Below are 26,426 nucleotides of genomic sequence, written 5' to 3'. Positions count from 1 at the left end.
GGCTTTCTTACTAGGCGTTTCCTACTTAAATAGCCCTTTCAATAAACCATCGACCGCCTCTTTGGTTTTCTCATCCTTGATCTTATCGGTCAGCTTCTCGACTCCGCGATCAATCTCTTTTTGGGCTTTTTGCTTAAACACATCATCAAACACCAACTTGAATTTTGGATCCGCCCAACTGCCTGAAATGTTGATAGGAATTGTTACGTCTCTCAGTTCATCGATGTCCTTACCGCCTTGGCCTTCTAGCGATCCCACAATCGAAGTACTGACCGTAAAATCAACCGTTTGATTGATGTAGTTTGCTTCTCCTTTCCCACGAATACGCAGTAGCGGAGATTGCATGTGCATGTTATTGGTTGTCACCTTGCCTTTGTTCAACATCAACGTTGCCGTCATTGAACTGAAGTCGGTTTTTTGCACCCCTTCGGTGGCGTCTAACTTTTCACCTTTAATCTTGGCGTAGTTTTCACGAATCATCTGCGCGACGTTAATGCCATTGACGGCACCATCAGCAAAATTGATTTCAACTGTACCGACAAGGTTTTTCTGAATACCGCTTGGCGTTAAGCTTGATCCGTTAACATCAACATCGATATTGCCAGTACCTTCCAACTTGTCGTTTTGTGCCACGTCCACCAACAGCGGTTGCACCTGAACACCTTTGATGCGTTTTTTTACACTATAGGTAGCGGGTGATCGACGTGCATCCAGTTTCGCGCTGGCGTTGATAGAACCTTGATACAGATTGGCATCAAAACGATCTAAGGTCGCGATACCACGGTTCACCGTGAACTTGGTGATGACATTTTGCAGCTTGGCATTGTTGGCTTTGAACTTATCAATACTCACTTGGCCAATCACATCCAACGTTTTTAATGCACTTAGGTCAGGCTCGACTTCGTTATTTGCCTCTGGATGCGCGTTTTTGTCATTGCTGCTGTTTGTGCTTGCGGTTTCTTGCGATGGCTGCGTTAGGCCGAGAAATTCATCGAGATCAATCTCTGGGCTGTGCAGTGAAAAGCGCACTTTCGGAATCTCAGCTAACGTCACATCGGCTTTACCGTCTAATGCAATGGCGTTGGCGGTTAGTTTATTCAGCACAAGCGATAGATGGCTGCTTGGCACATCAAAGGTCACCTCAGAGCTCATTGTCACCTTCATTGGCGATTGAGGCAGTGATTTCCCATTTAATTGTGACTCCAACTGGAATGCCTTCACCATCACTGTGCTGATGGCTGCGTCCACATGCAACTGCGCCGAGCCATTGGCCGAAAGCTCCATCCCCGATGCTTGGCCTTTGATTTCAAATGTCAGTGCGTTGTCTTTATCAAACTCGAAGGTGTCCAGTACCAACTTGATGGTATCCATCTTCGTGGCAGGATCGCTAAACTGGCTGTTTAGCTCGATATTACGCAGAGCATAAGAAGACAAATCTTGCGCCAACTGAAATTCAAGCTTGCCGTTTGCACTGAACTGTTGCTGGTTGTTTTTTCCTTTGGCTGAAAATTCCGCTTTGGTCCATTGCTCAAAGGCGAACTCTGAAAGTGAGAAATTCACATCATAGAGTTCAAGTGAAGTACCTGCTTGTCGATCTTGGTTAACGAGTTTGGCATTGCTCACCGAGATCCCAGCCAACTCAATACGCCACTCTGCCGCTGCGCCAGCTTGCTGTGGAGCATCCGTAGTGGGCTCCGAGCTCACCTCTTGCTGAGCCGTTTCTTGTTGCGCTTTCTGCTGCTGAGTTAGCGCATCAATATTCTTTTGCCCATCTTTACGCGTCTCTAGATGGAATTCCGCACCATCAAGGCGAACATCACCAATTTGCAAGACTTTATCAAGTAGAGGCATCACCGAGATATCGATCCCAACGCTCTCAACTTTAAACAAGTTTTCTTGAGAAAAGCCCTGAGGATTCTTTAATTCCGTTTTGCCTAGAGAAAAACCAATCGAAGGAAAAAATTGCCATTCAATGTCGCCTTCAATCACCAATTCTAAACCCGTTTGCTTGGCCACTTGTTCGGTGATCAGCGGTTTAAATTGATTGGGATTCACTAAGGTCACTAGCGCTATCGCAGCCATCACGACAACCGCGATAGGCGCAGCCAGAATAAGGAACAGTTTTTTCATATGCGTATTCCTTTGCATGCAAGAGTTGAGACAAGAACAAAGATAACACCTATTTTACGCAGTTCTTGCTCCAAAAAAAGAAAGTGGCACTTAAAGTGCCACTTTCTTAAATAAAAATAAAGCTCGCTGACAAGACAATGACTTAAGCTTTCAATAGTTTTGCAATGTGCGCTTTCAGTACGTCAATCGCGATGCGGTTTTTACCACCACGTGGAACGATGATATCTGCGTACTGTTTAGACGGCTCAATAAACTGCATAAACATTGGGCGAACGGTTTTTTGATACTGTTTGAGTACCGATTCCATCGTACGACCACGCTCTTCCACATCGCGTTTCACACGGCGAAGTAGACAGATATCAAGTGGCGTGTCCATAAACACAGTCGCATGCATCAGATCACGCAGACGAGGATCCGTTAGAAGCAGGATGCCTTCTAGAATGATCACCTTCTTTGGTGTCATCGTAGTGGTGTTTTCAGTACGAGTGTGTTCCGTGTAGCTGTATTCAGGTACTTCAACCGACTCGCCTTTCATTAACTTTTCTAAGTGTTCACAAAGAAGATCGTGATCAAGTGCATTCGGGTGGTCATAGTTCGTTTTAACGCGCTCTTCCATACTCAGATGGCTTTGGTCGTTATAGTAGCAATCTTCCGTAATCACACCGATTTGATGGTCTCCCACCTTTGCACGTAGTTCGTTATAAATCGTACTGGCGATGAGGCTTTTACCAGAAGCAGAAGCGCCAGCAATACCGACGATGACGCATTGACTTTTTTCAGACATTAGTTGCACCCGATGATGATTTTTTGCAGTGGGAATAAGATAAACCGCCTGATTATAAGGAGTTCACTCATTAGATACTAGTCGCTTTTCCCAGTTTCGTGGTGCATTGTGTGTACTACGAAGAATAATAAACCAGGCAAACGTTTACCTGGTCATTATTTATTCTTTAACTCGTAATAAAATCATCCGTCTATACGGGAAAACAGGATCGTTTCAGGCTTTGCCTTACCATTCCAATACATCGAACTGCATATCTGCAAAGCAAGCTGACGGTATATTCTGCCGTGCTCGCTGTCTGGCCTTGCGACCACCGTTGGCACACCCGAGTCGAGATCTTCACGAACACTGATATGCAATGGCACTTGCGCCAACAAAGATAAGCCAAATTGTTGAGCCATTTGCATCGCGCCACCTTGGCCAAAAATGTGCTCTTTGGCACCGCATTGACTGCAAATATGGTAACTCATGTTTTCTACAATCCCTGCCACGGGAACGCCAATCTTTTCAAACATCGCGGCGCCCTTCTTCGCATCGGCTAACGCCAGGTCCTGCGGTGTGGTGACGATAACACTGGTCGTAACGGGAATTTGCTGTGAAAGAGTTAACTGAATATCCCCAGTGCCGGGAGGCATATCAATCACTAAATAATCCAAATCTGGCCACTCAGTTTCATTCAGTAATTGAGAGAGCGCTTTTGATGCCATAGGTCCACGCCAAATGGCGGCTTCATTCTTATCCACCAAGTAACCAATAGAGTTGGTGTAGATGCCGTGCGCGAGGATCGGCTGCATCCATTTGCCGTCACGAACATCCGGTCTTTGATCGACACTCCCCAGCATGATAGGCAAAGAAGGTCCATAGATATCCGCGTCTAGCAATCCCACCTTTGCGCCTTGAGAAGCGATCGCTAGTGCCAAATTCACCGCTGTGGTTGATTTACCCACACCGCCTTTAGCGGACGTGACGGCAATAATATTCTTAACCCCACGGACAGACTGAGAAACTTGAGTTTCTAACGCCTTCACTTGCTGACCTACCGTGAAAGCAAACGGTGGAACCGCACCACGCTGCTGTTGCTGAACGATCCACTCGCTGAGCTCGTCTTGAAGTTGCTGGGCAGCAAATGGGAGCTGAATGGCGAAAGTGCCATCCGCTTGAACCATCACAACACCATGCACTTCGCTCCATTGCGAAGCTAACGTTTCGTGCTCAAACTGATTCAACCAATGACAAAAATCTTGTTTAGAAGTGAACTGATGCATAACTCCTCCTTTTTCGACATCCTATCACCGAGTCTTGTCTGACTGAACCCCAAAAAAACCAGGTGATTATCCTTGTCAGCACCTTGGACTTAAAGGTTTCCTGAGTTAGTATTACCAATCAATTTTTATACCTATCGAGATAAGCGAATATTAAGTATGGCAAACGATCCAAGAAACTTTCCCCAAAGGAAATTGCTGGTAACTTGTGCCCTTCCGTACGCTAACGGTTCGATCCACCTTGGCCATATGCTTGAGCATATCCAAGCGGACATTTGGGTTCGTTACCAACGCCTACGCGGCAACATTGTAAACTTCATCTGTGCTGACGACGCTCACGGCACGCCAATTATGCTTAAAGCGCAACAGATGGGTATGTCTCCAGAAGAGATGATTGCTGCGGTAAGCATCGAGCACCAAAAAGATTTCGCTGGCTTTGATATTAGTTTCGATAACTATCACAGCACGCATTCCGATGAGAACCGTGAACTGGCGTCTCACATTTATCTGCAACTGAAAAAAAATGGCTTTATTTCAAGCCGTACTATTTCTCAGTTGTTCGACCCTGAAAAAGAGATGTTCCTACCCGATCGTTTCGTGAAGGGAACGTGTCCGAAGTGTAAGTCTGAAGATCAATACGGCGACAACTGCGATGCTTGTGGCGAAACCTACAGCCCAACAGAATTGATCAATCCAAAATCTGCCGTCTCAGGCGCAACGCCAGTGATGAAAGATTCAGAGCACTTCTTCTTCGACCTGCCTCAGTTTGAAAGCATGCTAAAAGAGTGGACTCGCTCTGGCTCTCTGCAAACTGAAACCGCAAATAAAATGCAAGAATGGTTTGAGTCTGGTCTGCAGCAGTGGGATATCTCACGTGATGCACCTTACTTCGGTTTTGAAATTCCAGGCGAAAAAGACAAGTTTTTCTACGTTTGGCTAGATGCGCCAATCGGCTACATGGGTTCATTCAAAAACCTCTGTGATAAGCGTGATGATCTTGATTTTGATGAATACTGGAATAAAGACAGTAAAACAGAACTTTACCACTTCATCGGTAAAGACATCGTTTACTTCCACAGCCTGTTCTGGCCAGCAATGCTAGACGGCTCTGGCTTCCGTAAGCCAAACAACGTTTTTGTTCACGGCTACGTAACCGTAAATGGTGCGAAGATGTCGAAGTCTAAAGGTACATTCGTGAAAGCGAGCACTTACCTTGAGCACCTTGATCCAGAGTGTCTGCGTTACTACTACGCAGCGAAGCTAAACAGCCGCATTGATGACCTAGACCTTAACCTTGAAGACTTTACTCAGCGCGTAAACGCTGACGTCGTAAACAAGATTGTTAACCTAGCATCGCGTAATGCGGGCTTCATTGCGAAACGCTTTGAAGGCAAGCTCGCTGAAAACTTCGTCGAGCCAGAGCTTTACAACGAATTTGTTGCCGCAGCAGACCGTATTGCTGAACTTTACGAAGCGCGTGAGTTTGGTCGTGCGATCCGTGAAATCACCGCGTTGGCGGACAAAGCTAACCAATACGTTGATGAAAAAGCGCCTTGGGTTGTGGCAAAACAAGAAGGCAAAGATCAGGAACTTCAGGAAATCTGTTCTGTTGGTATTAACCTGTTCCGCGTTCTAATGACTTACTTGAAGCCAGTTATGCCTGCTCTTGCAGCTCGCACTGAAGCCTTCTTGAATGAAGAGCTAACCTGGGAAGGTGTTGCTCAGCCATTAACAGCACACGAAATTACTGCGTTTAAAGCGCTGTTCAATCGTATCGATCCGAAAAACATTGAAGCCATGATTGAAGCATCAAAAGAAGATGCGGCGGCTGAAATGGCGGCAAAAGAGAAAGCAGAAGCCTCTAATGCAGCTCAAGAGACCGAGCTAAGCAAAGATCCCATTGCCGAAGAAATTGAGTTTGATGACTTCGCAAAAGTGGACCTTCGTATTGCCAAAATCGTTTCTTGTGAATCGGTGCCAAAAGCTGACAAACTGTTGAAATTCCAATTGGATATCGGCGGTGAAATGCGTCAAGTCTTCTCTGGTATCAAAGCGGCGTACAATCCTGAAGATCTTGTCGGCAAGTACACAGTGGTTGTGGCGAACTTGAAACCACGTAAGATGAAGTTTGGTATGTCTGAGGGCATGATCCTAGCGGCAGGCCCTGGTGGCAAAGATCTTTGGATCCTTGAACCACATGAAGGCGCGCAGCCAGGCATGCGCGTGATGTAATTCAACGCTTCAATATTTCAAAGCCCTGCACCCGCAGGGCTTTTTTGTGCCCAAAATCACATTATTAGTGCATCTGATGCACCAAATTAACCATAGACTCAAGTCGGAATATTTCATCTCATTGTTTTATAAAGAGATTTAATATGGCATTAAAACTGCTCCTAACAACGTCAGATAAAGACAGACAAGGAGCCTGTTATGTTTACTTTCCTTTCAGCCTTGGTATCGGTAGTGATACTAGCGTCACTTTTCTATCTTGCACACAAACGTGAGCGCCACCAAGAGAACAAATATCTCACTGTCGCGACCTTGCGAGAAATCGTTCAGCTCGCCAGACAGCACCGGACTGCTACGCATTTGAGCTTGCTCTATAAACAAGTTCATTCCAATGAACTGAGGCATGTTCAAGTAGAGATCATCAATAAGTGCCAAATCCTTATCGATATTGCCCCACATGATAATAAAGCCTTGTATCGAATCTTATTGAACCAGTTTCAATCTCTGTTTGGTACTTGGTGTGAGCAAAGTATCGCAAGAAATCAACTTCTACATGGAAAGCTGATTCGTCACTCTTTGTACCTAATTGATGAAACGACGGTTGCATGGCTATCGGAATGCGAACGTGATGAATTGATTGAAGAATATCATTGCCACTGGCAAGTGGTGATTGAAAACCTTGATGCCCTAACACAATTGAGAATTGTGATTCAAGAGATACACCAACCACAAGGCATTGAACGCTTTCAGTTCAACGCGGAAAGAGTGTTGAGAAGATTAAACCAACTCTCTTTAGTTAGCCCACTCACTATTGCTTCTCCATTTGGCTCTGAGCTCACACGCACCTTAGAAGCCCATGCACAGGGAGAGATGAGAAAAATCAGCAAAGTGGCGATTTATGAGCTCACATCGCAGATTTCAACGATCATTTTCCAATGCTACGACAATATGCTCGATGAGATGATAGAAAGCCTATATCTTCCTTTGCCAAAGTTAGCGATAGCATAATACAGCGATGTTGTTGATACAAAAAAGCAAACCCATGTGGGTTTGCTTTTTATCTCTTAACTAAAGCTCGCTAGCAATCATCTTCGGTGAAATTGGTTGGCAGCTGCTTTTTCATCTCGTTCCAAATCATCGCACTCTCAATACCGTATTGACGAATCAACGCTGGTAACTGTTCACGCTGTCCTGACTCACACGTCAGCAGCAGTTGACGATAGAATTTGAGGGCTAACTCACGAGATGCTGGATTGGAGAAGTAAAAACTCCCCACTCGGTCATAAAGCTTCTTCAAACCGTTAAAGATCAGACCATAAATTTGGTTGCCTGAATGAAACGCCAAGCGTTGGAACAGCATGTAGTCGTAAAAGTTGAAGGTCTTCGCAATCAAGATTTCTTGGCGTTTCGCTTCATCTTTCTCATTGTCTTCTTTTATATTCTGTTGAATTTTGTCTGCATAAGGAGACGATGACAAAAATGCATCCCAAGATTCAGCGGCAACCAATTGTTCGCATGAATCAATAACGGTTTTGATTGTACGCTCAGAGTTCTCTTTATTCACTTTAAAGGCATAGCGCATGAATATCGGGCTGATATTTGTACGTGCTGCAAGCAAATCTTCAACGATATTTGTTGCGTTATCAACGTCTAGTGTCATCAGCGTATCAAGAATGTGCAAACCCGAGGTTTCCATAAACTGATTCACTTTGGTTGGCTTACCATGTTGAATCGTCAACCAACCATCACGAGCAAGTCTTTGTAAAACCTCACGTAGTGTGGTACGCGTAACACCAATCAGTTCAGACAGTTCACGCTCAGCAGGTAAAATTGAACCTGGAGGGAAACGCCCATTCCAGATACTTTCTATGATGTACTTCTCTGCAAAGCCTGCAGGGCTCTTTGCCTTAATGACCATTATATTTGTTGTTCCAATATTTGTTTTGGGTCGAATGGCACTCATCATACCACTACTTCTTCATTTGCGAAAATTTACTATCACAAAATGCAACCAATTCGCAATATAGAGCAAACACTCTAAGTTAAAATGAGCAAAAAATGTCTTTGCTGAATCTGGAAGTCGTCAAAAAATACATTTTACAGTGGGAAGGCCATGCACAAAGCTAGAACAAATAAAGGGTAATAGGTCACATTTTTAAATTCATAAATTGCAAATTAAAATTGAGTTAATCGATTAATACTCTTTCTTAAATTAACTTTTTTATGCTTTGAACGTAAATTATGATGATAAGCGAACTTTTGCATAGTTTGCATGATATACTTGTGCTACTTCGATCGCGTTTTGCGAAATTAAGTCAGCAAATGAAGACAGGATTGGGATTTCCTGTTGACTAAATGTTACTTGAGAGTACAGTTGCGGGCGAAAAAAGAGCGGTGCTTAAGTTCAAGGGAAGTAACTTGGCAAGACTACATTTTCACAAGGATTGTTGTTTTTCTAAGTTATTGTTTATAAAGATAGATATTTCTTCTTTAAAGCATAGGCTTAAGCACTATGTTGTAGTGTCTATTCATATATAAGTTAATAAGAGATTTATCATGCCGATGTCGCTCGGAAACGCTTTTATCAAGAATTTTCTAGGTAAGGCGCCTGATTGGTATAAAATTGCCATCATTTCTTTTTTAATCATTAACCCGATTGTTTTTTTCTTGGTTGATCCATTTATAGCTGGCTGGTTGCTTGTTGTGGAATTTATTTTCACTTTAGCGATGGCGCTTAAATGTTATCCTCTTCAACCTGGCGGCTTACTCGCAATTCAGGCTGTTGTGATTGGCATGACAAGTGCAGATCAAGTCAAACACGAACTCGTAGCGAATATCGAAGTACTGTTACTGCTTGTCTTTATGGTGGCAGGTATCTACTTCATGAAGCAATTGTTGCTATTCATCTTTACCAAGATTTTGTTAGGTATTCGCTCAAAAGCTCTCCTATCACTCGCGTTTTGCTTTGCAGCGGCTTTCTTGTCAGCATTTTTGGATGCACTAACTGTTATCGCGGTTGTCATCAGCGTAGCAGTCGGCTTTTATTCAATTTATCACAAAGTGGCATCGGGTAAGGGCGTCAGTACTGATCACGATCATACCCAAGATGAACACCTTACTGAACTGACCCGCGATGATTTGGAAAACTACCGTGCTTTCTTGCGTTCATTACTGATGCATGCCGGTGTCGGTACTGCGCTCGGTGGTGTTACCACCATGGTGGGTGAACCTCAAAACTTGATCATCGCTGATCAAGCAAGCTGGCTATTCGGCGAGTTTTTAATTCGCATGTCTCCCGTCACTTTACCTGTTTTCATCTGTGGTTTGCTCACCTGTTTTGCGATAGAAAAACTGAAAGTGTTTGGCTATGGCGCTGAGTTACCTGACAACGTTCGCCATATTCTTGTTGAGTTTGATAACGAAGAGCGTAAGGCTCGAACCAATCAAGACGTTGCAAAGCTGTGGGTTCAAAGTCTCATTGCAGTTTGGTTGATTGTTGGCCTAGCACTGCATCTTGCGGCAGTGGGTTTGATCGGCCTGTCGGTGATCATTTTAGCAACCGCATTTACAGGTGTTATCGAAGAGCACTCTCTTGGTAAAGCGTTTGAAGAAGCACTGCCATTTACGGCACTTCTTGCGGTTTTCTTCTCTATCGTGGCGGTAATCATCGACCAAGAGTTGTTTAAGCCAGTTATCGACGCAGTGCTTGCAGTGGAAGACAAAGGCACACAGTTGGCGATGTTCTACGTAGCAAACGGTTTGCTTTCGATGGTGTCAGACAACGTCTTTGTTGGCACGGTCTACATCAATGAAGTGAAAAGCGCCTTGGTGGAAGGTTTAGTGACTCGCGATCAGTTTGATTTGCTTGCGGTCGCGATTAACACAGGTACTAACTTACCTTCAGTGGCCACACCAAACGGCCAAGCGGCGTTCCTATTCTTGTTGACTTCAGCACTCGCACCATTGATTCGTCTGTCTTACGGCAAGATGGTTATCATGGCTCTGCCATACACGATTGTACTGGCTCTGGTTGGCTTGTTCGGCATCGTCTTCTTACTTGAGCCTATGACAGCTTGGTTTTACGACGCAGGTTGGATTGCTCACCATGTGGGTGAGGCAACTCACGCAGTTTCTGGCGGACATTAAATTTTTAGTTTGCTAAAGAAACTTATCCGAGATAAAAAGCTCTGAGTATTCAGAGCTTTTTTATTGAACATACAAAGGATTTTAGAAGTGAATTTATTTGCATCACTCAATCAGTTTTCAAAAAACAGAATCTCATGGCTGCTATTGCTATTCTTCGTGGTCTTTTTTGAGGGAGCGGCGCTGTTCTTTCAGCATGTGATGATGCTGTCACCCTGTGTGATGTGTATTTATGAGCGCGTGGCGATGCTTGGCGTGGGTGGCGCGGCACTCTTTGGCCTGATTGCACCCAATAACCCACTTGTTCGTTGGTTAGGTTTGGCGGCTTGGGGAGCCAGTGCTTACAAAGGGTTGGCGTTGTCATTACAACACGTTGATTACCAGTTTAATCCATCGCCTTTTGCTACTTGTGATCTGTTCGTCACCTTCCCAGATTGGGCTCCACTGAATCAATGGGCGCCTTGGATGTTTGAAGCCTATGGCGACTGTAGCAAAATCGTATGGCAGTTCATGACACTTTCGATGCCACAATGGTTGGTGATTATTTTTGCTGGCAACCTAGTGGCGCTCGCATTTATCGTTATTGCTCAGTTTTTCAAATCAAAATAGTTCCGACGCTGACTCGGATTGCAGTTAGAAAAAACAGCCGACTCATTCAGAGTCGGCTGTTTTTTTGTCGCTTGTTGATTATTGGCCACAACACTGTTTGAATTTTTTGCCACTTTGACAAGGACAAGGGTCGTTTCGCCCTACTCCTTTGAAAGGATTCAAACTTTGTGATTTGTTGCCAACCATCAGTTCATCGGCGGCAAGCGCCACTTCGTTGATCATCAAATCCATTTGGCCAATGAAATCGCTCAAAGCGGGGGGCGCTTCAATTCCTGCAGCGCGCATTTGCTGTTGAGTACCCTCTTCATCAATAGCCAACATAAAGCTGGTAAAGAGCGCCTGCATCATGCGTTGAGTGCCGTCATTGACGATGGCGGATTGCCATTGCTCTTCAACTTTTGGCCACAAAGACATAAAACCTTCAGAAAAGTCGGCCAAGTTATCTCTTTTATCGCTTACGAGTTCGAGCAATGAATATTCATTGCGTAAAATCCGATTATGCTGCTTATGAATTTGCTCCGTCACAGCCGCGCGAAGCTCGGCAGACACATCCCCCAGCAACTCGGTTAACCAAGTATCAGGATCGGTCGGTTGAATCGTTAAGTTCGCCGCTAAAACCGCGCCTTCAATAAACCAAGCAGAAGCTTGGCTGGAAGCGTCATTGAGTTCAATTAATTGATATTGCATCGTTGAAACACTTGTTGTTCAATTTGGCCGGATTATATACCTAAGCAAAGTAAATGGGGGGATTAAATCATGAAAAGCCTCTCTCCTTGCCTCTTCTCGTGACAAGCTCTCGGTGAATCGCTACAATCGCGCCTCATTTTTTGAGAGGCCAGAATAAAGATGCGCGTGATATTGGGACCGATGGAAGGTGTGCTCGACCACCTGATGCGAGAGATGCTTACCGAAATCAATGATTACGATTTTTGTGTCACTGAGTTTGTTCGCGTTGTCAGCCAACCACTCCCAGACCATGTGTTTTATCGCCTCTGCCCTGAACTGAAACAAGGGTCAAAAACAAAAAATGGTGTGCCTGTCAAAGTGCAGCTGTTAGGCCAAGATCCCCATTGGATGGCCGAAAATGCTATCCGCGCCGCGCAGCTCGGTGCGCATGGTATCGATCTCAACTTTGGTTGTCCGGCAAAAATGGTCAATCAGAGCAAAGGGGGCGCAGCGCTGCTGCAACACCCGGAACTGATCTATCAAGTGGTCAAAGCGTGTCGTGATGCAGTGCCCTCGCACATTCCAGTTTCCGCCAAAATTCGTTTGGGTTGGGAAAACCCGGAAGATTGTTTCGAAATTGTGGACGCGGTAGAGCAAGGCAAAGCGGATGAATTAACCGTCCATGCAAGAACCAAAGCTGGCGGCTATAAAGCGAGTGAAATCAAATGGGATTACATTGACCAAATCCGCCAACGTTCCACGATTCCTTTGATTGCAAATGGCGAAATCTGGAACTATGCCGACGGTCAAGCCTGCATTGAAACCACTGGCATCGATTCTTTGATGGTGTGCCGTGGCGCATTAAACGTGCCGAATCTAGGTAATATCGTTAAGCACAATCACCGAGCAATGCCGTGGCACGAAGTGGTGGATTTATTGCTCAAATACACCCAATACGAAGTGCGTGGCGACAAAGGGAAATATTACCCAAATCGTATCAAGCAGTGGTTTGCTTATTTGCGCCAAGCGTACCCACAAGCGGCTGACCTATTCCGCGACATTCGCACCTTGACGCAAGTGGAAAGCATCGTTGAGCATCTGCATCGCTATCGCGAACAGCTCGAGGTGGCACAGTAAACAATTTTGTCTTTACCACTATTTTTCGCTTGGTAAAGACTGTCATCGGCAGCTTTGAATAAAGCGTCAAAGCTGTCACCTGCGCCCATTTCACGTATCACCACGCCTGCTGAAATGGTAAAACCGTGTCTCACCACTTGAGGTGACCGTTCATTAACGGCTTCACGAACTCTCGCTAGTACTTTCTCCATGCCATCGCACTCATCGCCATAAAGGGTAATGACAAACTCTTCACCGCCAAATCGAGATGCAACATCGCATTGGCGAATATTGTCTTTAATGCAATTGGCCACTAATTTGATCGCTTCATCGCCCACATCATGGCCATGGCTATCATTGATCGATTTAAAGTCGTCAATGTCGAACACTGCAAGCGCAATCTTTTTCTTAGAAATTTTATTACGCCATACCGCTTGCATCCCGCGCCGATTTAACAACCCTGTCATCGGATCTTTGGTGGCGAGCTCTTTAAAATACTGACGCTCGGTGCGCGTATTCACCAAAAACAGAGTAAACGTGGAAAGTAAGTAAATAAATACCGCGGCAATCACACTGTATCGTTCATAAACAAAAAAGTTTTGTAGTTCTTGCTGCCACGAAAACCCATAGTATAGCGCGTGATTATCCACTACCCTTGGCTGTTCCACGTCTTTGACAAGCAATGCGTTCTTTGGCAACGGTCTGCTTAGATTCGCAAAATGAATGCTTCCACCCAACCGCTTGTTACTTTGCAATAATGACGTAGTATCGAGCGTCATCATCAACATGCCTTTGTGCTTGCCATGATCAAAAACAGGGATCGTTAGTGAGTAACGGCTTTCGCTATCAACGGCACCTACATTGATTTCATAACCCGGTCCGGAGAACGTTACCTTCCCCGCAGAGTTGGCGGTTTTTTGCCAAAATGGTCTTGCTTTGAGTGTATTTAACAGTTCAGTAGTGAAAGTGTTAGCATAGCTGTCTGGAGAAGTCATGAGATACCCCTGCTCATCGACATAAAGAATGCCGACGACAAAAGGTTCTATGTCATGAAGAAAAGAAAGCGACGGTGCAAAACTCATCTTATTGCTGGCATGCAAACTGAGCTCGCTATTTAACTCACACAATGAGGTATCGCCAACCAACATGTAGTTAATATCCACATCAGGTTGATCTTCAACCATGCCTTCTGCTCTTAGTAGTGGATCTATTGGCCAAATGAAGCAAAGTCCATTTTCTATTTTTGAGTTGTGATGACTTAAGATGGAATAGCCACCATTGGTATAGTTGCTAAAACTGTACTCCAAGGCCGCTAACATTTTTACACTTCGATTCAGCGTTCTATTGATACGATCATACTCTTCAGCAATGTTTCGGTTTACCGAATCGTAATAGCTTTTTACCGTGATACACATCACAGTAAAAAAAATCAACGCAGGAAACAAAACCACAAAGCGTCGGCTAAATTGTCTTTTAATACTCATTCGATAACCATGATTGCCGATAAACGAAGCCCTTTGACGACTCTGAACGTCAAAGGGCTGGTGTCATTTATTTAGGAATTAAACGAATATTAATGGATTGAGCGCTAAGTGTCACTCAAGTTGCCAAATTTGAATGGATTCAGAAGAGATATTAACCACAACTTTACCATTTACTTGCAAAGCACTTTCATTACCCAATAGGGAAATCAGACGTCCTTGCGACTTTCCAAGTTGCCAAATTGGCAGCGTCATACAACATGCCTTCGTATCTAAGTTGACCATCACAAGCAGAGTGTCGTCACCATACTGACGAGCAAAACTGAACGACGTTGGCTCAACATGCAAAAATTGGATCGATCCTTGCTGCAGCGCCTTAGACGTTTTGCGAAGTTCAATTAGACGTTGGTGATATTGGAATGTCTCCACATGACCAACACGCTCCCACGGGAAACAGCGGCGGTTATCTGGGTCATTCTCACCTTCCTGTCCAACTTCACTACCATAATAGATACAAGGGGTTCCGACATAAGTGAACAGCAAGCCGAGAGCAATGTTCATGCGCGCTTGGTCATTTTCCAACAAGGTAATAAAACGTGCGGTGTCGTGGCTGTCGAGTTGATTGAACTGGCTGAGCTGGTTAAGCCAAGGTACTTTAGCGCGTGATTCATTTAGCCAATCAACAAAGTCGATGCAGTCGATCTCAATAGGATGGTAGGCAATGTCTTTTTTGGCCAATAATGCTCTCACTGGATGCGCAAAGCCGTAGTAATTCATCGAGCCGTCTTCTTGATCGCCTTGGAGCCACTTGCTCGCCTCAAAGAAATGCTCCCCCAATACATAAGCTTGAGGGTTTTCTTGTTTAGTCGCATTGCGGAACTGCTTAACATAGTAGGCATTGTTGCGCGCCCCTTCACCTTCTCCAAGCATGTGGATCACGTCAAAACGCCAACCATCGATTCGATAAGGTGCTTTCAACCAGTGGCGAATGGCCGCGTGTTCGCTGGCATAAATGTAATTACGTACCTCCGCATTTTCAAAATTCAGTACTGGTAAGCTGTCAACGCCCTTCCAGCCAATATAATTTTGGCTACCGTCTTCGAAAAAATAATAGTGGCGATACGGCGATTCGATGTGGTGATAGGCCCCCATCTCACCTACCCCATTTTTGTCAAACCAAGGGTGCTCACATGAGGTGTGATTGAAAACAGCATCAAGCACAATTTTCATACCGCGTTGATGAAGCGCTTCGCTCAACTCTGCAAACTCTTGGTTGCTTCCCAAATGCGGATCAATGGTTAAGTAATCGGTGGTGTCGTATTTGTGATTGCTTGGCGCCGAAAAAATTGGATTGAGATAGAGCGCTGTCACGCCTAAGGTTTGCAGGTAATCCAGTTTGCTGCGAATGCCAGCCAAATCCCCGCCATAAAACTCACAACCCCCATAGCCATTGTGTTTATCAACGGCTACTCCCCACTCTTTTGCGACCACAGGACGTGTGCCATTTTTTACCGAATATTCGCCACTTCTAACGCTGATCTCTGGGTTACCATTACAGAAGCGATCAGGGAAAATTTGGTAGAAAATCTGCTCACTCACCCACTCTGGCGGCTGATGAGATTGGTTGTATTTGAAATGGTACTCGCTGCCTGGCATCCGTTTCTGTACGCCACGAGCGTCTAACCAGACGGTGGCACCTTCTGTGATCACTTTGAAAACATACTGGGTGATCTCTCGGTCTTTATTCAAAGGGAATGACGCTTGCCAGCCATCGAGTTCCCCTAACTTAGAGACTCGCTGCATTTCTACTAAGTACTCTTCATTGTCAGGCTCGTGCCGCAGGTAGATGGCTTGAATTCCTTCAGGCTTAGTTCTCAAGGTAACGTGAGCGATTTGATTCTCAACGCGGAAATAATCCGGCGTTTGCGCATGAAAAAGAAAAGGTAGGGTCATTGGGAGTACTCTTTTAATCGGTATTTCATACCATTCTAAAAGCACAGCGCTGGGCAACATCCCCCCTTGAGAAATAAAAATCACGTTATTTTTCAAGGGGAGATCACTATCGGTAGGAGGACGCGTAGGGCGTAGATAAAAACTAATTGAGCAACAAGCTATCGTCGGCCAACTCTTCGCCACGCACTTTAGAGAACATCTCGAGGAGATCTTTCACCTGCATCCCCTCTCGCTGCTCACCAGCGACATCCAGCACAATTTCACCTTGGTGCAGCATGACCGTGCGATCGCCACACGCCAACGCGTCTTTCATCGAGTGCGTCACCATCATAACGGTCAGGTTAAACTCTCTGACGATCCGTTTGGTGAGATCAATGATGAATGCCGCCATGCGGGGATCAAGTGCTGCTGTATGCTCATCAAGCAGTAACAGTTTGCTGTCTGACAATGTGGCCATCACAAGGCTTACTGCCTGACGTTGTCCGCCAGAAAGAAGACCAATACTGTCACCCAAACGATCTTCTAACCCTAGCCCCAAAATACTGATCCGCTCTTGGAACAGTTTGCGACGCTTTGCTGAGAGCGATAAGTGCCAACCTCGCTTTTTTCCACGCATGTACGCGAGCGCCATGTTTTCTTCAATGGTTAACGCGCCACAGGTGCCTGCAAGCGGGTCTTGGAACACCCGTGCACAAAGAGAGGCTCGTTGGTCAACCGTTTGTGATGTCACATCGACGTCATCGATCAATACTTTGCCGCCCACCATAGGCGTTTCACCTGTCACTGCGCCAAGTAAGGTCGATTTACCCGCCCCGTTAGAACCTATCACCGTCAAAAACTGATGCTCGGGTACTTCGAGCATGACACCACGTAGCGCACGATTTTCTAAAATGGTGCCTCGATTAAAGGTGACCTGAATATCTTCCAAACGAATCATAGCGCACCTCCTGACTTCTGTTTGCCACCACTCGCCCCTGAGTTAACGGGCTTTTTTATCACCATGTTGCCTTTTAGTTTGGGCGCAATCAACGCGATGGCAACCAGCACTGCGGTGACTAAATTGAGATCCGACGCTTGCAAACCAAACATGCCAGAACTTAGCGCAAAGGCCACCGCCAAACGGTAGAGCACTGAGCCGACGATGACCGCGACAACGGCAACCCAAATTTTTCGTCCCGGAATCAACGTTTGCCCCAGAATCACTGCAGCCAAACCCACTACTATGGTCCCAACACCCGACGTCACATCGGCAAAACTGTTGGTTTGCGCAAATAACGCACCCGCGAAACCAACAAAGCCATTCGACAGTGCAAGGCCAAAATAGGTGTAAAAAGAGGTACTACCACCTTGTGCGCGCACCATACGCGCGTTAACGCCTGTAGCACGTAAGCCTAAACCAAAATCACTGTTGAGCAGTCGCACCACCAGCCAAGAGGAGACCAAAACGAGAATACCGACCACCAGTGGACGGATGAACATGGGGTCACCCAAGCTTTCAAATGGGGTCAAAATGGTCTCTTCCCCCAATAACGCTAAGTTTGGTCGCCCCATAATACGAATGTTGATCGAGAACGCCGCAATCATGGTTAGGATGGAAGCCAAAAGATGAAGAATACCGCAACGCACCGCCAAAAAAGCGGTCACCCAACCAGTCATAGCACCAGCAAGAATGGCCATCCCGGTGGCTAACCATGGATTCACACCCGCAACGATGGCGGTGGCCGCAACTGCAGCACCCATCGGGAAACTGCCATCGACACTCAAATCCGGAAAGTCGAGAACCCTAAAGGTTAAGTACACCCCCAAGGCGACTAAGCCGTAAAGTAAGCCAATTTCTAGCGCACCGAAAAACGCAAAAGCAGACATAGCAACTCCTTTATTCTGCTCTAACAAAAGGCCGAATCTCCGTCGGCCCTAGATAGGATTTTATTTGACGTCTGTGGCTCGAGAAAGCACAGAGGCTGGAATAGTAATGCCTAGTTTTTCTGCCGTGCCCTGATTCACTACAAGATCGGATCCCGTAGCCACTTTCACGTCGAGCTTACCTGGTTCTTGACCTTCCAAGATCGCAGCAACGTAATCCGCCGTTTGCACGCCAACTTGATAGTAATCGAAGCCTAAGCCTGCTATCGCCCCTTTCTCAACATAAGAAGTCGCACCACCAAATACCGGTTTTTTCGCTTGATTCGCCGCGACAATCATCCCTTCAATCGCACTGGCAACGGTGTTATCCGTTGGGGCGTAAATCACGTCAGATTTTGCAGCGATCGCTTGAGTCGCAGATTGCACATCAGCACTTTTTAGCGCTGTCGATTCCACCACTTTTAGGCCTTTTTCAGCGGCGCTTTTTTTCAATAGCTCAACCAAGGTAACCGCATTTGCTTCGCCTGGGTTGTACACCACACCAATCGCTTTGGCATTAGGCAATAGTTCTTTAATAAGGTCGACGTGCTGAGATACCGGTGAAAGATCGGAAAGACCAGTGACGTTTTTCCCCGGTTGCTCCATGGATTTCACCAGTTTTGCGCCAACCGGGTCAGTAACGGCAGTAAATACAACTGGAATAGAGCGCGTGGCCGAGACCAATGCTTGAGCCGTCGGGGTTGCGATGCCAACTAAGACATCCGGGTTTTCCCCCACAAACTGACGAGCAATTTGCACCGCAATCGCTGGATTGCCTTGCGCTGTTTTGTAATCAAACTCGAGGTTTTTGCCTTCGACATACCCTTTTGCTTTTAGTCCATCTAAAAGGCCTTGTCGTGTGGCATCAAGTGCCGGGTGTTCAACGATTTGTGAAACGGCAACTTTGGCAGTTTTTGCCATCACAGAATGGGAAGAAATTAAAGCAGCACCGGCAAGAACAGCCGTGGCGATCAGTTTTCCTGCTTTCATCTTGACTCCTTGAATTCAGCATAGGTTGGGATGTTGTGTGGTATCACGAAACCTCCACTCTAGACGAGCAAGGTTAAGCAATTATTTTTGTGCACTTTTTGTACATCTGAGTGACATTATTACCAGCAACTTCTCGATTAGGAAAGCAGGATTTAACAGAAACACAACAAAGTGAGAGATAAATGACGGTCACTCAGCAGATAAAAACAAAACGGGCAACCCGATTGGCTGCCCGTTAACGATCTTTTTGAACCAGTGGAAACTTAGAACCAACGCTCGAGTGCAGATTTATCTAAGTGACGGAAAGCGCGGTTTAAGGTATGCGCCAACTCTTTGTAACGAGGGCGGGATTTAAGCGGTTCTAGTGCCAAACCACTTTCGACGATTTTCTGATGCAACTCTCGATACCAAGTGGCCAGCGCGGGCGGCAATAGAGTGTTGGAGCGATGGCCTAACCACCACATTCCTTGCAAAGGCAAACTCAGTGCAAATAAAGCCATGACAATCGCTTGAGGCAGTGCTTGATAATTGTTGAACGCCATTTGAGTCAGGACGCTGATGGCTGCTATCGCTGGCATCACTTTAATGCCAAAACGCGTTGCTTTGATAATGCGTTGCTCAGGAAAGATGGCGCTCAGCTCTTTGCGCATCGGCCAAGTATCCATGTACTTTTGCCCATCTCTCAGACTGTGGGCAAGTCCGACTTTATTGTTCATACTGCTCTCTCACTAAAAATTAGTTGAAGACTTCAACTGAAAACGCAAAAAATTGATGAAAGTTAATATTCTTTCAAATTTTTTTTGTTATCATTGCCCATTATCGCTATCCTTCGCGAACCCTCAATCTCATTGTTGCCGTTATTTACAAATTAAGCAACTTTGAAGAGCCTCTGCAATGGATAGCGCTAGTGGTGATACGAATCACCACTTTCTCAAAAATACGGAAATTGAAAGTTTTTTGACCAAGATTAGTGCGCAGCTTTGGTTGCATCGTCTATTCTTGTGAATGATTTTTCATCCTTAACTGATCTTATATCAGACGAATAACAGGTAGTCACACATGTCTAAGCTAGTTTTAGTTTTAAACTGCGGTAGTTCTTCTCTTAAATTTGCTGTTGTTGATGCCGAGAATGGTGCAGAGCATCTTTCAGGTCTTGCTGAATGTCTTCACCTTCCTGAAGCTCGCATCAAGTGGAAACTTGATGGTAAGCACGAAGCTCAACTAGGTAACGGTGCAGCACACGAAGAAGCACTAGCGTTCATGGTAGAAACTATTCTTGCTTCTAAGCCAGAGCTTTCTGAAAACCTAGCTGCAATCGGTCACCGCGTCGTACACGGTGGTGAGCAGTTCACTCAATCAGCTCTAATCACTGACGAAGTTCTTAAAGGTATTGAAGATTGTGCAACGCTTGCTCCTCTTCACAACCCTGCGCACATCATTGGTATCAAAGCCGCTCAAAAGTCTTTCCCTGCACTGAAAAACGTTGCTGTGTTTGACACCGCTTTCCACCAAACAATGCCAGAAGAAGCGTACCTATACGCACTTCCATACAACCTATACAAAGAGCACGGCATCCGTCGTTACGGCATGCACGGCACTTCGCACCTATTCATCACGCGTGAAGTTGCAAACCTACTAAACAAGCCAGTTGAAGAAGTAAACATCATCAACTGTCACCTAGGTAACGGTGCATCTGTTTGTGCAGTGAAAAACGGCAAATCTGTTGATACTTCAATGGGTCTAACCCCACTTGAAGGTCTAGTAATGGGTACTCGTTGTGGTGACATCGATCCTGCGATCATCTTCCACCTACACGATGCGCTTGGCTACTCTGTTGAGAAAATCAACACGATGCTAACCAAAGAGTCTGGTCTTGCTGGTCTAACTGAAGTGACTTCTGACTGCCGTTTCGTTGAAGACAACTACGGTCAAAAAGAAGAAGCAACTCGTGCGATGGACGTATTCTGCCACCGCCTAGCGAAATACGTTGCTGGTTACACTGCCACTCTAGAAGGTCGTCTAGACGCAATCACTTTCACTGGTGGTATCGGTGAAAACTCTGCACCAATCCGTGAAATGGTTCTTAACCGCCTAGGCATCTTCGGTATCGAAGTGGACAGCGAAGCAAACCTAAAAGCACGTTTCGGCGGCGAAGGCGTTATCACAACAGCAAACAGCCGTATCCCAGCAATGGTTATCTCGACTAACGAAGAGCTTGTTATTGCAGAAGACACTGCTCGCCTAGCAGGTCTTTAATTGACTTCTCTGGCTAGCCTTCGGGCTAGCCAGATTTCTTTTTGATAAAGAATCTGGGGCTTCACTCCTATTGTTTGGTCCGCCAAACCATAAGCAGTAAAGCTTTAAATCCCCCAATAGTTAAAGGTACTTTCTCTGATGTCCCGTACTATTATGCTTATCCCTGCGAGTGCTGGTGTTGGTCTTACTAGCGTAAGCATGGGTATCCTTCGCGCCATGGAGCGCAAAGGTGTTAAAGTTTCTTTCTACAAGCCTATCGCACAACCACGTAGTGGCGGTGATCTGCCAGATCTTACCACTACCATCGTTCGTACCAACGTAGGTATGAAGATTGGCGAGCCATTGTTAATGTCTGTTGCTGAAAGCCTCATCGGTAACGACAACATGGACGAACTGCTAGAAACGGTTGTAGAACGTTACAACCAAATTAACAAAGATGCAGACGTTACGCTAATCGAAGGTCTTGTTCCTACTCGTAAGCACCCATTTGCTAACCAGGTGAACGCGGAAATCGCAGCAACACTTGGTGCTGAAATTGTTCTCGTGGCGACCCCAGGCACTGACAACCCAGCACAGCTAAAAGAGCGTATCGAAGTGGCTTGTTCAAACTTCGGTGGCACGAAAAACAAAAACATCTCTGGTGTTATCATCAACAAGCTAAACGCGCCAGTTGATGAAGCAGGCCGTACGCGTCCTGATCTATCAGAGATCTTCGATGACGCAGACAGCGCGAAACAAAACCAGCTAGAAGTGATGCAGATCTTCAACTCTAGCCCAATTCGCGTTCTAGGTTGTGTGCCATGGAGCATCAACCTGATTGCAACTCGCGCAATCGATATGGCGAAACACCTGAAAGCAGAAGTGATCAACGAAGGCGACATCAACACTCGTCGTATTAAGAGCATCACCTTCTGTGCACGTTCTCTGCCACACATGATTGAGCACTTCAAGCCAGGCTCACTGCTGGTGACTTCAGCAGATCGTCCAGACGTTATCGTTGCGGCTTCTCTAGCGGCAATGAACGGCGTGGAAATCGGTGCAGTACTGCTAACTGGCGGTTACGATATTCCTAAAGAGATCGAAAACCTATGTAAGCCAGCGTTTGAAACTGGTCTTCCTATTTTCAAAGCACAAGGTAACACTTGGCAGACTTCGCTCAATCTACAGAGCTTCAGCCTAGAAGTACCTGCCGACGATAAAGAGCGTATCGAGTTCATCAACGACCACGTTGCGGGTCACATCGATGGCAACTGGATTGAGTCAATGACGGAAGGTACTGAGCGTTCTCGTCGTCTAAGTCCTCCAGCATTCCGTTACCAGTTGACTGAGCTTGCTCGTAAAGCGGGTAAACGCATCGTTCTTCCTGAAGGTGACGAGCCACGTACTGTGAAAGCGGCAGCGATCTGTGCTGAACGCGGTATCGCAGAATGTGTGCTGTTAGGTAACCCTGAAGAGATCAAGCGCGTGGCAGCACAACAAGGTGTTGAACTGGGCGCTGGCGTTAAGATCATCGATGCAGACGCGATTCGCGAAAACTACGTTGCTCGTCTTGTTGAGCTACGTGGCTCGAAAGGCATGACGGAAGTTGTCGCTCGTGAGAAGCTGCAAGATTCTGTGTTCCTAGGCACTATGATGCTTGAGAACAACGAAGTTGACGGTCTCGTATCTGGCGCGGTCCACACGACGGCAAACACCATCGTTCCTCCGTTCCAAATCATCAAGACTGCACCAAATGCGTCTATCGTATCTTCTGTATTCTTCATGCTTCTGCCTGATCAAGTACTGGTTTACGGTGACTGTGCGATCAACCCAGACCCAACTGCTGAACAGCTTGCAGAAATCGCGATTCAATCTGCGGATTCTGCAGCAGCCTTTGGTATCGACCCACGCGTAGCAATGATCTCTTACTCGACTGGTGAATCTGGTAAGGGTGCAGACGTTGATAAAGTGCGTGAAGCAACCAAACTGGCTCAAGAGAAACGTCCTGATCTGATCATCGACGGTCCTCTGCAGTACGACGCAGCGATCATGGAAAACGTGGCAGCGTCTAAAGCGCCTAACTCTCCAGTAGCAGGTAAGGCGACTGTATTCGTATTCCCAGATCTCAACACGGGTAACACGACTTACAAAGCGGTACAACGTTCAGCAGACCTTGTTTCTATCGGTCCAATGCTGCAAGGTATGCGCAAGCCGGTAAACGACCTGTCTCGTGGCGCGCTAGTCGACGATATCGTCTACACCATCGCTCTAACTGCAATCCAAGCGACTCAAGATCAGCAATAATCCACTGAATCTTTTGTCTCTTGTCAGTAAGACTGAGCAGCGATAACAAAGAAAAAGGGGTTGGCACTATGCCAACCCCTTTTGTTTTATGACTCATTCTGTTTTCTTACACACTCGCTTTAAGCTTCTGTTTCTACCTCTGCCACTACCTCGCTATTCACAGCGCTAGTCTCCTTGGCGAACTCTTTTCTCAAGCGTTTTGCGGCAGACACCAAGTTTGCCAATGCCGCTTCGGTTTCTGGCCAGTTGCGTGTTTTCAATCCGCAGTCTGGGTTTACCCACAAACGCTCTACTGGGATCTTCTGCGCCGCTTTCTTCACGAGATCGACAATCCACTCTTCGCTTGGAATGTTTGGCGAATGGATATCATACACACCTGGGCCAATTTCATTTGGGTAGTTGAACTCTTCAAATGCTTTAAGCAGTTCCATGTTCGAGCGTGACGTTTCAATGGTAATCACATCCGCATCCAATGCCGCCACCGACTCAATGATTTCGTTGAACTCGCTGTAACACATGTGAGTGTGGATCTGCGTTTCTGGCCTCGCACTCGCCGCTGAAATGCGAAACGCTTCGACTGCCCAATCTAGGTAGTTTTGATGATCACGTTTTTTCAGTGGCAGACCTTCACGAATCGCAGGTTCATCAATTTGAATGATATTGATGCCTGCATCTTGCAGATCCGATACTTCATCACGAAGCGCCAACGCCAATTGCTGGGCGATCGCTTTACGGCTGATGTCTTCACGTGGGAATGTCCAGCATAGAATCGTCACCGGGCCCGTCAGCATGCCTTTCATCTGTTTTGAAGTGAGTGACTGGGCGTAGCTAGACCAACCCACCGTGATAGACTGCTCGCGCTCAATATCCGCGACCACAATGGCCGGTTTCACGCAGCGCGAGCCGTAGCTTTGCACCCAACCAAATTGCGTGGTTTGGAAGCCCGCTAAGTGTTCAGCAAAATACTCAACCATGTCGTTGCGCTCCGCTTCACCGTGCACAAGCACATCGAGATCGAGCGCCTCTTGGCGTTTGACCGCATCCGCTATGTGGCCTTTTAGCGCTTGTTCATACTCTGCTGAGGAAAGCTGACCGCTGCGATAGGCACTGCGCTGAACACGGATCTCGCTGGTTTGCGGGAAAGAACCAATGGTGGTGGTTGGTAATAGTGGCAACTGCAGCACCTCAGCTTGGTGTCGCGCACGTTCAGCATAAGGCACACTGCGCTGTGCAAGCTCTGCGGTAATCGCATTGACTCGTGACTGTACCGTTGCTTTGTGTACATGAGCAGCCGATTTGCGTGCTTGGATTGGCTGGCTGTACGCCTCACACTGTGCAATCGACGCCGCATCACCATCCAGCGCTTTACCCAGGAGCACCACTTCTGACACTTTTTGTTTCGCAAAAGCAAACCAACTACGCACTTCTGCAGACAAACCCGCTTCTAGCTCTAAATCCACCGGAGAATGCAGCAGCGAACATGAACTGGCGACCCAAAGGCGCTCGCCTAATTCCGCTTTCACGGGCTGAAGGCGCTCTAGCTGCGTTTTAACATCCGAACGCCACACGTTACGACCGTTGACAACCCCAAGCGACAGCACCCAATTTTGCGGCAACTTAGCCAGCACCGCATCCAACTGCTCAGGTGCGGCAGAAAGGTCGACATGAAGGCCGTCCACTGAGAGCTCGACAATGCGATCAAGCGAATCAACAACAGAGTCAAAATAGGTGGTCAGCAGCACTTTTACATCGCTGCGGATCACTTGGTAAGCAAGCTTAAATGCATCAAGCCATGGCTTTTCCAACTCAAGTGCAAGAATAGGTTCATCAATTTGCACCCACTCAACACCTTGCTTGGCCAACTTGGCCAAAATCGCTTGGTAAGCGGTGAGCAAACGAGGTAACAGTGTTAAGCGGTCAAATCCGTCTTCAATTTCCTTCCCAAGGTAGAGGTAACTCAGTGGGCCAAGCAACACCGGTTTTACCTTGTGGCCAGCTTGTACGACTTCGTTCACTTCTTCAAACAGTTGCGGCCAGCTGACTTCAAAGGTGTCCTCTTTACTGAACTCTGGCACGATGTAGTGATAGTTGGTGTTGAACCATTTCGTCATGTCTGACGCCGCCGCACCATGACACGCACAGCTCGATTGCGACTGACCACGGCCCACTCGGAACAAGGTATCCAAATCAGGGAAGCCATGACGATGGCGTTTTGGCACATGGCCAAGCAACAAGGTGGTGGTCAGAACATGGTCGTACCATGCGAAGTCCCCTGCAACGGCAAAGCTAAGCCCTGCTGTGGCTTGAGTTTGCCAGTTTTTGTGGCGCAGCTCCGCACCGACTTTTTTCAGCTCAGCTTGGTCGATTTCACCGCGCCAATATTTTTCTTGGGCAAATTTGAGTTCGCGTTTTTCGCCGATACGGGGATAGCCAAGGATATGCGTGGTCGTTGTCATGTCAAATTCCTTATTCTTTTATGCGTGATTTTTCTATGCTGGGATGATTATGCTGCTCGCAAACTGCTGCTGAGCGGATGCATGACATCTCGTTCGTTGCATCTCGTTCGCTTCATTCAACAAGATGTCTGGATGGCTAAACTATCTCGCTAACCTCGCGTTTCGACAA

19 protein-coding genes are annotated in these 26,426 nt (G+C 46.4%); 7 read left to right on the top strand and 12 right to left on the bottom strand.

Annotated elements, in window-relative coordinates:
- Positions 1 to 21: 21 nt before the first annotated feature.
- From FC652_RS01675 to apbC, 3 genes are all read right to left on the bottom strand, one after another.
- The gene (locus FC652_RS01675; protein WP_176297248.1) at positions 22 to 2,130 is read right to left on the bottom strand and encodes an AsmA family protein; all 2,109 of its coding nucleotides are present in this window, start codon (positions 2,128 to 2,130) and stop codon (positions 22 to 24) included.
- A 142-nt stretch (positions 2,131 to 2,272) separates the two neighbouring features.
- Positions 2,273 to 2,914 (bottom strand): uridine kinase, encoded by a 642-nt coding sequence (udk, locus tag FC652_RS01670; protein ID WP_011080832.1) that lies wholly within the window; start codon positions 2,912 to 2,914, stop codon positions 2,273 to 2,275.
- Between the two features lie 182 nt (positions 2,915 to 3,096).
- Positions 3,097 to 4,176, bottom strand: coding sequence for an iron-sulfur cluster carrier protein ApbC (gene apbC / locus FC652_RS01665; protein ID WP_176297247.1), 1,080 nt, complete (start codon positions 4,174 to 4,176; stop codon positions 3,097 to 3,099).
- Positions 4,177 to 4,332: 156 nt separating this feature from the next.
- Between apbC and metG the strand changes: the two genes are divergently transcribed.
- Both metG and FC652_RS01655 read left to right on the top strand, forming a co-directional pair.
- Positions 4,333 to 6,405 carry a methionine--tRNA ligase gene (metG, locus tag FC652_RS01660; RefSeq protein WP_011149956.1) on the top strand — a complete coding sequence of 691 codons (2,073 nt, stop codon included), beginning with the start codon at positions 4,333 to 4,335 and terminating at the stop codon, positions 6,403 to 6,405.
- Positions 6,406 to 6,603: 198 nt separating this feature from the next.
- Positions 6,604 to 7,410, top strand: coding sequence for a hypothetical protein (locus tag FC652_RS01655; protein ID WP_176297246.1), 807 nt, complete (start codon positions 6,604 to 6,606; stop codon positions 7,408 to 7,410).
- A gap of 70 nt (positions 7,411 to 7,480) precedes the next feature.
- Here FC652_RS01655 and fadR read toward each other — a convergent pair whose 3' ends face one another.
- Complete coding sequence (gene fadR, locus FC652_RS01650; protein ID WP_176297245.1) at positions 7,481 to 8,320, bottom strand: fatty acid metabolism transcriptional regulator FadR; 840 nt, start codon at positions 8,318 to 8,320, stop codon at positions 7,481 to 7,483.
- A gap of 638 nt (positions 8,321 to 8,958) precedes the next feature.
- On the opposite strand from fadR, the gene nhaB reads away from it, so the two are divergent.
- Positions 8,959 to 10,548, top strand: coding sequence for a Na(+)/H(+) antiporter NhaB (gene nhaB / locus FC652_RS01645; protein ID WP_176297244.1), 1,590 nt, complete (start codon positions 8,959 to 8,961; stop codon positions 10,546 to 10,548).
- 87 nt (positions 10,549 to 10,635) lie between these two features.
- Positions 10,636 to 11,154, top strand: a complete 519-nt coding sequence (gene dsbB, locus FC652_RS01640; RefSeq protein ID WP_072616033.1) for a disulfide bond formation protein DsbB — start codon at positions 10,636 to 10,638, stop codon at positions 11,152 to 11,154.
- A gap of 78 nt (positions 11,155 to 11,232) precedes the next feature.
- Here the strand turns inward: dsbB and FC652_RS01635 are convergent, their stop codons facing one another.
- Positions 11,233 to 11,841, bottom strand: coding sequence for an SEC-C metal-binding domain-containing protein (locus FC652_RS01635; RefSeq protein WP_176297243.1), 609 nt, complete (start codon positions 11,839 to 11,841; stop codon positions 11,233 to 11,235).
- Between the two features lie 159 nt (positions 11,842 to 12,000).
- Here FC652_RS01635 and dusC point away from each other — a divergent pair, with 159 nt between their 5' ends.
- Positions 12,001 to 12,957, top strand: a complete 957-nt coding sequence (gene dusC / locus FC652_RS01630) for a tRNA dihydrouridine(16) synthase DusC (RefSeq protein ID WP_176297242.1) — start codon at positions 12,001 to 12,003, stop codon at positions 12,955 to 12,957.
- Here the strand turns inward: dusC and FC652_RS01625 are convergent.
- From FC652_RS01625 to yfbV, 6 genes are all read right to left on the bottom strand, one after another.
- A complete protein-coding gene (locus FC652_RS01625) occupies positions 12,927 to 14,420 on the bottom strand; it encodes a diguanylate cyclase (protein WP_176297241.1) in 1,494 nt (497 codons plus the stop codon). The genes dusC and FC652_RS01625 overlap by 31 nt on opposite strands.
- 111 nt (positions 14,421 to 14,531) lie before the next feature.
- Positions 14,532 to 16,370, bottom strand: a complete 1,839-nt coding sequence (malZ, locus tag FC652_RS01620; RefSeq protein WP_176297240.1) for a maltodextrin glucosidase — start codon at positions 16,368 to 16,370, stop codon at positions 14,532 to 14,534.
- Positions 16,371 to 16,512: 142 nt separating this feature from the next.
- Positions 16,513 to 17,307 (bottom strand): ABC transporter ATP-binding protein, encoded by a 795-nt coding sequence (locus FC652_RS01615; RefSeq protein ID WP_176297239.1) that lies wholly within the window; start codon positions 17,305 to 17,307, stop codon positions 16,513 to 16,515.
- Entirely contained in the window at positions 17,304 to 18,236 is a 933-nt protein-coding gene (locus tag FC652_RS01610; protein ID WP_176297238.1) for an ABC transporter permease, read from the bottom strand. Before FC652_RS01610 ends, FC652_RS01615 begins: the two co-directional genes overlap by 4 nt.
- A 60-nt stretch (positions 18,237 to 18,296) precedes the next feature.
- Entirely contained in the window at positions 18,297 to 19,262 is a 966-nt protein-coding gene (locus FC652_RS01605) for an ABC transporter substrate-binding protein (RefSeq protein WP_176297237.1), read from the bottom strand.
- 263 nt (positions 19,263 to 19,525) lie between these two features.
- Positions 19,526 to 19,978 (bottom strand): terminus macrodomain insulation protein YfbV, encoded by a 453-nt coding sequence (gene yfbV, locus FC652_RS01600; RefSeq protein WP_176297236.1) that lies wholly within the window; start codon positions 19,976 to 19,978, stop codon positions 19,526 to 19,528.
- A 343-nt stretch (positions 19,979 to 20,321) separates the two neighbouring features.
- Here yfbV and FC652_RS01595 point away from each other — a divergent pair, with 343 nt between their 5' ends.
- Together FC652_RS01595 and pta are read left to right on the top strand one after the other, a co-directional pair.
- Positions 20,322 to 21,518 (top strand): acetate kinase, encoded by a 1,197-nt coding sequence (locus tag FC652_RS01595; protein ID WP_176297235.1) that lies wholly within the window; start codon positions 20,322 to 20,324, stop codon positions 21,516 to 21,518.
- A 138-nt stretch (positions 21,519 to 21,656) separates the two neighbouring features.
- On the top strand, positions 21,657 to 23,801 hold the full coding sequence (gene pta, locus FC652_RS01590) for a phosphate acetyltransferase (RefSeq protein WP_176297234.1): 2,145 nt from the start codon (positions 21,657 to 21,659) through the stop codon (positions 23,799 to 23,801).
- A 119-nt stretch (positions 23,802 to 23,920) separates the two neighbouring features.
- On the opposite strand, the gene metE is transcribed toward pta, so the two are convergent.
- Complete coding sequence (gene metE / locus FC652_RS01585) at positions 23,921 to 26,257, bottom strand: 5-methyltetrahydropteroyltriglutamate--homocysteine S-methyltransferase (protein ID WP_176297233.1); 2,337 nt, start codon at positions 26,255 to 26,257, stop codon at positions 23,921 to 23,923.
- Positions 26,258 to 26,426 lie beyond the last annotated feature (169 nt).

The organism is Vibrio sp. 05-20-BW147 (assembly GCF_013369385.1).
GTDB classification, from domain to species: Bacteria; Pseudomonadota; Gammaproteobacteria; order Enterobacterales; family Vibrionaceae; genus Vibrio; species Vibrio floridensis.
This window is presented reverse-complemented; position numbering and strand designations above follow the sequence as displayed.

Bases quoted from the DNA above. Each gene is read 5' to 3' on its own strand.
- FC652_RS01675 (WP_176297248.1), bottom strand. From the start codon at position 2,130: ATGAAAAAACTGTTCCTTATTCTGGCTGCGCCTATCGCGGTTGTCGTG.
- FC652_RS01655 (WP_176297246.1), top strand. From the start codon at position 6,604: ATGTTTACTTTCCTTTCAGCCTTGGTATCGGTAGTGATACTAGCGTCA.
- yfbV (WP_176297236.1), bottom strand. From the start codon at position 19,978: ATGAACAATAAAGTCGGACTTGCCCACAGTCTGAGAGATGGGCAAAAG.
- fadR (WP_176297245.1), bottom strand. From the start codon at position 8,320: ATGGTCATTAAGGCAAAGAGCCCTGCAGGCTTTGCAGAGAAGTACATC.
- FC652_RS01595 (WP_176297235.1), top strand. From the start codon at position 20,322: ATGTCTAAGCTAGTTTTAGTTTTAAACTGCGGTAGTTCTTCTCTTAAA.
- FC652_RS01610 (WP_176297238.1), bottom strand. From the start codon at position 18,236: ATGTCTGCTTTTGCGTTTTTCGGTGCGCTAGAAATTGGCTTACTTTAC.
- FC652_RS01605 (WP_176297237.1), bottom strand. From the start codon at position 19,262: ATGAAAGCAGGAAAACTGATCGCCACGGCTGTTCTTGCCGGTGCTGCT.
- nhaB (WP_176297244.1), top strand. From the start codon at position 8,959: ATGCCGATGTCGCTCGGAAACGCTTTTATCAAGAATTTTCTAGGTAAG.
- udk (WP_011080832.1), bottom strand. From the start codon at position 2,914: ATGTCTGAAAAAAGTCAATGCGTCATCGTCGGTATTGCTGGCGCTTCT.
- malZ (WP_176297240.1), bottom strand. From the start codon at position 16,370: ATGACCCTACCTTTTCTTTTTCATGCGCAAACGCCGGATTATTTCCGC.
- dusC (WP_176297242.1), top strand. From the start codon at position 12,001: ATGCGCGTGATATTGGGACCGATGGAAGGTGTGCTCGACCACCTGATG.
- FC652_RS01625 (WP_176297241.1), bottom strand. From the start codon at position 14,420: ATGAGTATTAAAAGACAATTTAGCCGACGCTTTGTGGTTTTGTTTCCT.
- metE (WP_176297233.1), bottom strand. From the start codon at position 26,257: ATGACAACGACCACGCATATCCTTGGCTATCCCCGTATCGGCGAAAAA.
- FC652_RS01615 (WP_176297239.1), bottom strand. From the start codon at position 17,307: ATGATTCGTTTGGAAGATATTCAGGTCACCTTTAATCGAGGCACCATT.
- apbC (WP_176297247.1), bottom strand. From the start codon at position 4,176: ATGCATCAGTTCACTTCTAAACAAGATTTTTGTCATTGGTTGAATCAG.
- FC652_RS01635 (WP_176297243.1), bottom strand. From the start codon at position 11,841: ATGCAATATCAATTAATTGAACTCAATGACGCTTCCAGCCAAGCTTCT.
- pta (WP_176297234.1), top strand. From the start codon at position 21,657: ATGTCCCGTACTATTATGCTTATCCCTGCGAGTGCTGGTGTTGGTCTT.
- metG (WP_011149956.1), top strand. From the start codon at position 4,333: ATGGCAAACGATCCAAGAAACTTTCCCCAAAGGAAATTGCTGGTAACT.